The 8,735-nt window shown below is 55.2% G+C and carries 9 protein-coding genes; 6 read left to right on the top strand and 3 right to left on the bottom strand.

Annotated elements, in window-relative coordinates; translation table 11 throughout:
• Positions 1-76 precede the first annotated feature (76 nt).
• Complete coding sequence (locus ACR0MP_RS21850; protein ID WP_170736854.1) at positions 77-895, bottom strand: sulfotransferase family protein; 819 nt, start codon at positions 893-895, stop codon at positions 77-79.
• A 140-nt stretch (positions 896-1,035) separates the two neighbouring features.
• On the opposite strand from ACR0MP_RS21850, the gene ACR0MP_RS21845 reads away from it, so the two are divergent.
• The gene (locus ACR0MP_RS21845; RefSeq protein WP_170408718.1) at positions 1,036-2,613 is read left to right on the top strand and encodes a DUF5928 domain-containing protein; all 1,578 of its coding nucleotides are present in this window, start codon (positions 1,036-1,038) and stop codon (positions 2,611-2,613) included.
• A 38-nt stretch (positions 2,614-2,651) separates the two neighbouring features.
• On the opposite strand, the gene amaB is transcribed toward ACR0MP_RS21845, so the two are convergent.
• Positions 2,652-4,163, bottom strand: coding sequence for an L-piperidine-6-carboxylate dehydrogenase (amaB, locus tag ACR0MP_RS21840; protein ID WP_480886164.1), 1,512 nt, complete (start codon positions 4,161-4,163; stop codon positions 2,652-2,654).
• Between the two features lie 3 nt (positions 4,164-4,166).
• A complete protein-coding gene (locus tag ACR0MP_RS21835; RefSeq protein ID WP_170408719.1) occupies positions 4,167-5,273 on the bottom strand; it encodes a saccharopine dehydrogenase NADP-binding domain-containing protein in 1,107 nt (368 codons plus the stop codon).
• Positions 5,274-5,545: 272 nt separating this feature from the next.
• Here ACR0MP_RS21835 and ACR0MP_RS21830 point away from each other — a divergent pair, with 272 nt between their 5' ends.
• From ACR0MP_RS21830 to ACR0MP_RS21810, 5 genes are read left to right on the top strand one after another with little or no spacing between them, the layout of a single operon-like run.
• Positions 5,546-5,977, top strand: a complete 432-nt coding sequence (locus ACR0MP_RS21830; RefSeq protein ID WP_170408720.1) for a hypothetical protein — start codon at positions 5,546-5,548, stop codon at positions 5,975-5,977.
• Positions 5,974-6,636: a MotA/TolQ/ExbB proton channel family protein gene (locus ACR0MP_RS21825; protein WP_170408721.1), complete on the top strand. Its 663-nt coding sequence runs from the start codon at positions 5,974-5,976 to the stop codon at positions 6,634-6,636. Before ACR0MP_RS21830 ends, ACR0MP_RS21825 begins: the two co-directional genes overlap by 4 nt.
• A 31-nt stretch (positions 6,637-6,667) precedes the next feature.
• Positions 6,668-6,994 (top strand): biopolymer transporter ExbD, encoded by a 327-nt coding sequence (locus ACR0MP_RS21820; protein WP_170408722.1) that lies wholly within the window; start codon positions 6,668-6,670, stop codon positions 6,992-6,994.
• Between the two features lie 4 nt (positions 6,995-6,998).
• The gene (locus tag ACR0MP_RS21815; RefSeq protein ID WP_170408723.1) at positions 6,999-7,376 is read left to right on the top strand and encodes an ExbD/TolR family protein; all 378 of its coding nucleotides are present in this window, start codon (positions 6,999-7,001) and stop codon (positions 7,374-7,376) included.
• Entirely contained in the window at positions 7,373-8,428 is a 1,056-nt protein-coding gene (locus ACR0MP_RS21810; protein WP_480886161.1) for an energy transducer TonB family protein, read from the top strand. Before ACR0MP_RS21815 ends, ACR0MP_RS21810 begins: the two co-directional genes overlap by 4 nt.
• The last annotated feature ends 307 nt before the right edge of the window (positions 8,429-8,735 follow it).

The raw sequence follows: 8,735 nt of genomic DNA, 5'->3' as shown, positions 1-8,735 counted from the left end.
CGGCGCCGGGCCCAACCAGAGGAGATGTCTCACAAGAGACATTGACGATGGGCGGGAGCCTCACACTTCGAGCGTCTTAATCACCCAGCTTGGCGTGAATCTCATCTAGATCGATCTCACCCGTCGGCATTTTGTTGGCGGGATTTTCGAAATCATACTTGAACAGTTCAAAATCCTGTTTGTAGATCTCGTAGACCAGATGCATCGACAAATCGTCAAAGTAATCCTCGACCGGATGCACGCGTTTTGGCCCATGGCCTTCGGATTCGTTAAAGCGCGGGATCTCGGACAGAGTCACAGGATGCGAGGTTTCAAGATTGTCCAACACACCCTGCATCCCATCGTTGAACTTCTCGGTCCAAAAAATACGATCATATCGCCCGCCATTAGCGATCAGCGTCGAGACATGGCCAGACATGGCCGACCAGTGAATGTCGGGGTCCATCGGACGCCGCCAACGAATCGTGTCGCGTGCGAATAAAAGGAACCGGCGGAAACTGGCAATTTGGTCAAACTCGCCCTTGCCGTCGTCACCCCCGACTTCGATTCCATAGTTGTAAATCAGCGTTGGCACCAGATTGCCGCGATAGCGTTTGCCGTTGCGCTGGATGCCGCAGATCTTGTCAAAAAAGGAACTGAGAATGCGTGTGTAGGGATTACGCACGCAGGTAAACGTATAGGACTGGTGCGATCGAACATTTCTGGCAATCGGATCCTGACTGGCACCAAAGGCCCACTTGTGCATTCCGTCCTTGGCATCGTGAATGTCACCATCAAAGAAGCTGCCATGATCCGAGAAATACATGATTTGCCCGATCGTCGAGCAGGCGCATTTCGGCACAACACGGTAGACCATGCTTTGACTTTCGGTCATCCATGTTCCGGGAAAACCCATCTACTGCGCCTCCTTAGCCAGTTATCGTATTGATACTCCGGCATTTTGACCCAAAGAACCAAAAATATTCTGTTTATTCAATCGCTCATCCTCAGTATCACGGTTGCAAATGGGCAGAAACGGGGAATTACGAAACGCAAATGGCAAAGATTGCCTATATCTTGCTGTGTCACAAAGACCCTGACGCAATCATTGCGCAGGCCAGTCAGCTGACGGCTGCCGGCGATTGTATGGCGATCCATTTTGACGCCCGCGCCAACGATACGGATTATGCGCAGATACGCGACGCCCTGAAAGATAACCGCAATGTCACATTTGCAACGAAGCGGATCAAATGCGGATGGGGCGAATGGTCACTGGTTCAGGCCACGCTCCATGCATTACAGGCGGCGGTGGATCAGTTCCCAAGGGTCACCCATTTTTACATGCTGTCCGGCGATTGCATGGCAATTAAAACCGCCGAGTATGTGCACAGCTTTCTTGATGAACGCGACATGGATTTCATCGAAAGCCATGACTTCTTCGAAAGCAATTGGATTAAGACCGGAATGAAAGAAGACCGGCTGATCTATCGTCACTATTTCAACGAACGCAATCAGCCGCGCCTGTTCTATGCCGCATACGAAATGCAAAAGCGTTTCGGTCTGACCCGCGGCATACCTGCAGACCTGCAGGTCAAGATCGGTAGCCAGTGGTGGTGCCTGCGCCGTCGCACAGTCGAGATGATTCTGGACTTCCTGCGCCAACGCCGCGATGTGGTCCGGTTTTTCTCGACCACCTGGATTCCGGACGAGACGTTCTTTCAGACGCTTGTTCGCCACCTCGTCCCGAAGCAGGAAATCGAAAACCGTACACTGACATTTTTGATGTTTTCCGACTATGGCATGCCTGTCACCTTCTACAATGATCACTATGACATGCTGTTGGGGCAGAACTACCTGTTCGCTCGCAAGATCAGCCCCGAGGCCCATGAGTTGAAGGAACGGTTGGGTCAGCTTTATGCCAGCGAAGGGGTCACGTTCCACATCTCGAACGAAGGGCGTAATCTGTATCACTTCCTTGCCGGTCGCGGTCGGGTAGGACGACGTTTCGCTCAGCGCTTTTGGGAGGTCGGCAATACGTTAGGCCCCGAGCGGCAGGCGTTTCTGATTGTTTGCAAGAAGTGGCATGTCGCCAAACGGCTTGTTGACCAGATCGCGTCGGAAACCCCCATTCCCTGCATCGAATACATCTATGATGAGCAGGATACGCCATTGCCCGATTTGGGTGGAATCGAGACGACCCTGATTAAGCGGTCGCGCCATCGGCGGGCCGTTGCACGTATGTTGTTCGATTATTTCCAAAGCGACAGGCTGGTACTCTGCGTAGATCCGGCCAATCTGGACGTCATTCAGGATTTCTGTGCAGATCAGGCCCAAACACGTGTTCTGGAAATCGAATGTGCCTATTCAGATGAATATCTGACGGGTCATGCCCATCGTGTCGGTCTTGCGGGCCAGAACAGCTCACAGGATTCTCTTGCACGCCTGCTACCGACCCTTCGCAATGCGCTGGCTTACGAATCCGAATTGATCCGCAGTACCCAGAATGATGGGCTGTTCCATTTGCGTGAGGCGGCGGAACGTTCGGAGAATGAGGTGATTATTGCGGAATTTCTGGGGATCAGTGCCGATCAGGCCAAAGCGATCATGCAACTGGATTACCTGTTCGCTGATTGAATCCGGCGGCACGATCAGGTGCCGCCGGACATTCGCGTTCAGATGTCGAATTTGACACCCTGCGCCAATGGCAACTCGGCTGAATAGTTTACCGTGTTGGTCTGACGGCGCATGTAGGCTTTCCAGGCATCTGATCCGCTTTCGCGCCCGCCTCCGGTCTCCTTCTCGCCACCAAATGCGCCACCGATCTCGGCCCCGGACGGGCCGATGTTCACATTGGCAATCCCGCAATCCGACCCGGCCGCTGTCAGGAATTGCTCGGCTTCGCGCATGTTCAGTGTAAAAACGCAGGACGACAAGCCCTGTGGCACGTCGTTCTGAATCTCGATCGCCTCGGCAAAATCGTCATAGCCCATGACGTAAAGGATCGGAGCAAAGGTCTCGGCCTTCACAGTCGCGGTCTGGCCCGGCATCTCAACGATGGCCGGTTGCATATAAACACCGCCCGGTACATTTTCGGTCACGCGCTGACCTCCGAACACGGCACCACCCTCGGCCTTTGCTGATTCAAGCGCTGCGGTCATCGCATTGCCCGAAGCTTCATCCACCAACGGCCCAATCAACGTACCCTCGGTCAACGGATTACCGATGGGTAGACCTGCATAGGCTTTCTTCAGACGCCCAACCAGTTCCTCGCGGATCGAGTTGTGTACAATCAACCGCCGCAGTGTCGTACAGCGCTGCCCTGCTGTCCCGACAGCCGAGAATACGATCGCGCGCACCGCCATTTCCAGATCAGCCGACGCCCCAACGATCATCGCGTTATTGCCGCCGAGTTCCAGAATACACTTTCCAAAGCGCTGCGCCACAATCGGCGCCACCGCGCGGCCCATCCGGGTCGAGCCGGTGGCTGAAATGATCGGCACATCCTCGCTGGCAACCAGCGCCTCACCCAGATCGGCACCACCGATCAGGGTCTGCAAAAGCCCCTCGGGGGCGTCACCAAACCGGGCCAATGCCCGCTCAAAGATTTTCTGGCAAGCCAACGCGGTCAGTGGCGTTTTCTCGGACGGTTTCCAAACTACCGGATCACCACAGACCAGGGCCAGCGCAGCATTCCACGACCATACCGCCACGGGGAAATTAAAGGCCGAGATCACTCCGACCGGTCCCGCCGGATGCCACGTTTCCATCATCCGGTGACCCGGGCGTTCCGAAGCAATGGTCAGACCATAAAGCTGCCGCGACAGACCAACAGCAAAATCGCAGATGTCGATCATCTCCTGCACTTCGCCCAGACCTTCCGAGGTGATCTTGCCTGCCTCCCAACTGACAAGCGCGCCAAGGTCGTCCTTGGCGGCCCGCAGCTCTTCGCCCAGCAGGCGGATCAACTCACCCCGGCGCGGAGCCGGCACAACGCGCCATTCCTTGAACGCCGCTTTCGAGCGGGCAAAGATGGCCCCCATCTCGGAAACCGGAGTTTCGTGAACCTCGGCCAACAGGCCGCCATCTATCGGAGAGGTCACCCGCAGCGACCCGCCGCTAAGCTCAGCTGCAGTCAGGTCCAAATTCGCAAGCGTGGTTTCAGCAGTCATTATAATGTCTTTCATATCTCAAGCCGCCTTGTTTTGTTCGGTAACGTCACCGGCGCGATAAAGCCGGCCAAATTCGGTGTTCAGGAAATCGGCAAGCTTTACCTGCTCTTGCCGAACAAAGCCTTTCGAGGGCAGAACCCCTGTCCGCATCAGATCGACGACACCCAATACGCCTGCCGCAGTGGTTACTTGGATCGCACTCCAGACTTGTCCATCGATGGTGCGCGCAAAGGATTTGTTGATCAGGGATTTCTCACGCAACGTGCCGTCAACGATGCCCTTTGCAGTGCAATAGACCAACACGACGTCTTGATCCGTACGCGGCAAGGCCGTTTCAAAAATCTCTTTCAGCAGATCGCGGCGACGCTCTAGTCCCAGGTCACTGAGCAACAAGCGCAAGATATCCCGATGGCCCGGATAGCGGATCGAGCGATAGGATACCGCCTTCGCCTTACCGTCTAGCGTCTCGGGCAAAGTGCCCAGCCCGCCCGATGTATTGAAGCACTCGTACTCGACTCCGTCATGGCCGATCAGCTCATAATCTTCGAGGGGGGCGGTCTTGACCCTCTCGCCATTCACAATGGCATCACATGGATTGCAGTATTCGTTGATTAGCCCATCAGTTGACCAAGTCAGGTTATATTTCAACGCGTTGGTCGGATAGAGCGGTAACGCCCCGACCCGCATATGCAGGCTGTCGATTTCATCGAACTCGGCCGCCAGCGCAGCGCCCGCAATCCCGACAAACCCGGGGGCCAACCCGCATTGCGGCATAAATGCCGTCTCGCTGTTCTGCGCCAGCTCGCGCACCGCGTTGGTGGCGGCGACATCTTCGGTCAGGTCAAAGTAATGCGCCCCAACAGTTTTGGCCGCGCTCGCAATCGCCGGTGTCAGAAAGAACGGCGCGGCAGAGATCACCGCATCAAACCCTTTAAGGCCTTTCTCCAAGCCCGCGCTATCGCTGGCATCAATCTGCCGCGTAGAAATGCCCCGTTTCTTGAATGCTGACAGGGCCGCAAGATCGTGATCGGCAACAGTCACCGTGTAATGTGCCGAGGTTTTCAGCAAAGTCGCGATCATCTGACCGATCTTCCCCGCCCCGACTACGCAAATATTCGAGCTCAAAACGCGCCTCCATTCTGTGTTTCTTTTGATTATGAAGGGCGACTTGTTCGGATTGCAGATCGTATCTTGACGAAATGAGGTAATATTCCGTCATTTTGCCATATTGTACGTCACTTTGCTAAATAGCTTACTCGAATATGACTTCGAACATGGTCGAATTCACAATCGTTTCAGCGCTCCTTTGAAGTGATTGTACTATCAGGTATGAGAGGACCATTGTCGGCTATACAACGCGGGCAATCGCGGTTCGCCCAAGCATATAGGTGCCTTCAATGAGATCTCTCCGTGTCCTGCTTACCTGTTTCGCATGCCTGCTTCCTTTTGCAGCTCTGGCCCAATCCGCTGAGGCGCCTGCCGCTGAGATTTCGTTAGAGCTCAATGCCTTGGAAGACGTTGGTAGTGCCTGCAGATTGACCTTTCTGGTGACCAACCAATCCGGAGCCACTATCGATGAAGCCGTATTCGAGACGGTGATATTTGACACCGAAGGCAGTGTCGTTACGCTCTCGCTTTTTGATTTTCGCGACTTACCTTTGGATCGCCCACGTGTCCGTCAGTTCGATCTGCCAGAGATGTCTTGCACGACTGTTGGGCGCGCATTGATCAATGGCGCGAGTTCATGCGTGGTAAAAGGCTCCCAGAGCGACATCTGTCAATCGACCCTAACGCTCAGCAGCCGGATTGAAGTGGAGTTGCTTGGATGAATATTCTCTCTTCTCTTCGAGAGATCCTGACCCTTGGCGGACCCGTTGTGGCTATCCTTATTGTCATGTCGGTCCTGACCGTAGCAGTTAGTCTTTACAAGCTTTGGCAGTTCGCAGCCTGTGGCGTAGGGCGACACAAGATTCTGTCACAAGCGCTGCAAGCCTGGGATGCTGGAGATCGAGCCACTGCACGCGCGCGCCTCGCAAAGAGCAGCAGCTATCTTGCACCGCTTGTCGAAGCCGCGATGGACGCGCCGGACACTCCTGATCTGGACGCTCGACTGGATGCCGAAGCTGGATTGGCCCTGGCCGGGCTGGAGCGCGGATTTCGGCTTTTGGATACGGTCGCCCAGCTTGCACCCCTGCTTGGATTGTTCGGAACAGTTTTGGGAATGATCAATGCATTCCAAAGCCTTCAGTCTGCCGGGTCTTCTGTCGATCCCTCATTGTTGGCAGGTGGCATCTGGGTTGCTCTGGTAACAACAGCCGTTGGCCTTGCGGTGGCAATGCCGACTTCAATGGTCTTGTCTTGGTTTGAAAGCCGAACTGCCCGGGAACGGGTGTTTGCGGACAAAGCACTGCGCACGGTTCTGGTCCCGAACAACTCGAACCAGGCCGCCTCAGGCAGGACCGAGATTCTGAACGCTGAACATGCGTAACACGGAACCCTTTGTCAGACGACCGATGTCGATGACCCCGCTCATCGATGTCATCTTTTTGCTGTTGCTGTTTTTCATGTTGTCTTCAACTTTCTCAAAGTTCGCGGAGATCCAAATCAGCAGCGCAACCTCAGGCGCATCAGAATCGGCTGAACCCGTCGAGCGAATATTCATCCAGATCGGTACCGAGCGCGTGACTTTGAATGGCGAAACACTGGCGCTGGATGAACTGTCTACGCGGATCGGGGCCGGTCAGGCACTGGTAAGCCTTGATGCGGATACGTCCGCCCAACGACTTGTGGATTTGCTGGTTGTTTTGCGTGGCCGCGATGGCTTGACCGTCACGGTGTTGGAGTAGACCGATGATCCGCTTTGGTCGCCCAAGCCGCAAACGAGACTCGACCATCCCTCTGATCAACGTCGTCTTTCTGATGCTGATCTTCTTTCTGATTGCAGGCACCCTGGCACCACCGCTTGATCCAGAGCTGCAGCTTGTCGACACCTCGGAACTGGAAGGCCGCGACCCTCCCGATGCGCTTGTCTTGAACGCTGATGGCATCCTCAGTTTTCGTGGGGTGCAAACCGACCCTGAGGCTTTCATGTCCAGCCATGATGACGGACCGGTCAGGATTGTCCCCGACCGCAATGTTTCAGGCCAACGGTTGATGGAGGTAACCGGTGCCCTTCGACGGTATGGCGCGCCGTCTGTGTTCCTCGTGACCCAGCAGGCTTTGAAATGATCCGGAAGTCAGCGGCCATCGCTGCGTTGGCGGGTGTGCTTTCGCTTGTCCTGCATATCTTTGGGATCAGTTTCTACGGTTCCAGTCTGCCAGAACTGCGGGCCAGTGAGGAATCGGTCAGTTTGATCGAGCTTGGCAACACATTCGAGGAATTCACCGAAGACACGACGGACCCGGTGCAGCCGGACTCTGCTGAAGCCCCCGAGCCTCCGGTTGAAGACACTATTAAGCCCGATACTGCCGACATCCCGATCAGCGATACACTCGTCGCTTCCCCCAATCCTCAGCAGGTATCTTCACCCGATGTCGGAGCGCCCGTCGCCCCACGATCAGAGCTGCAAGAAGAGGTGCCGACCAAACCGGTCGCCCCGTCCAATCCGGAACCAGCCACAGACGCAGATACCTCCGTAACGTCAGCGGTCGACCCGGAACCCGAGCGCTTGGCAGCTTTACCGCCCACAGACGCCTCAACTGCGCCGGTCCCTCCACTAGAGAGTACGGCAGTCGAACCAGAAATCCCAAGTTCGGTCGATGAGCCAACAAACGAGCCACCAGAAGAACAAGCCGCGCCTTCCGATCAGGCCGTATCTGTTTCCAAACGCCCCCGCCTCCCGGACAGAAGGCCCGCAACGGATACGCCAAAATCACTTGATGGGTTCAGTAACTTCGATAACTTGCGCAACCCTACGCAGACATTGGAGTCGCCGCTTAGCCTTTATCAAAAGGAAGGGGCTGACCCGTTCCGAGCCAGCAGTGGCCGAAATCAAACCTCGGGTCGCGGCGTTGGAAACTCCGATACCACGAACTATGCCGGACAAGTCCTGGTCCACCTCAATCAAACGCCCGTCGTCTATGTCCCGGTCCGCGGGTTTGCGCAGGTATTCTTCGAAATTAATCCTGATGGATCACTGGCTTGGGTTGATATCGTCGATAGCTCTGGCTCACCTGAAATCGAACGCGCCGCCAGAGATCAAGTTATCCGCGCCGCTCCATTTCCCAGCCCACCAAGCGGGTCAAGCCGCAGGCTATCGTTTTATTACCAAAATAGTTGATACCAAAGACGGCAGTTCGCCGAACCAGTTGATCGTTCCCTGAATGCTTCAACACGCTCCAGCGAGAGGATTTCGATCGGTCGTCACGGCAAGATCACCTTGGGCGAAGCGCAGAAATTGGCAAAAAAGAGCTGAGGGGTAAGTGGCTAGTTACGAAAAGAAGTTTCCTATCGTTGCTTCCACAGTGCTTCTAGAAGTGTTGGCGCAAATAGGAACACCGCCCTAGGGCGGTGCGTAAACATCTGATGTTGCACGGTGTTTTGTTTTCAGCATTAGGAATTGAACCTACGGCCTTCATGTTATGAGC

This window comes from Ruegeria sp. K3, assembly GCF_056531845.1.
Note: the sequence above shows the minus strand (reverse complement) of the source record. Positions and strands in the feature narration are given on the sequence as shown.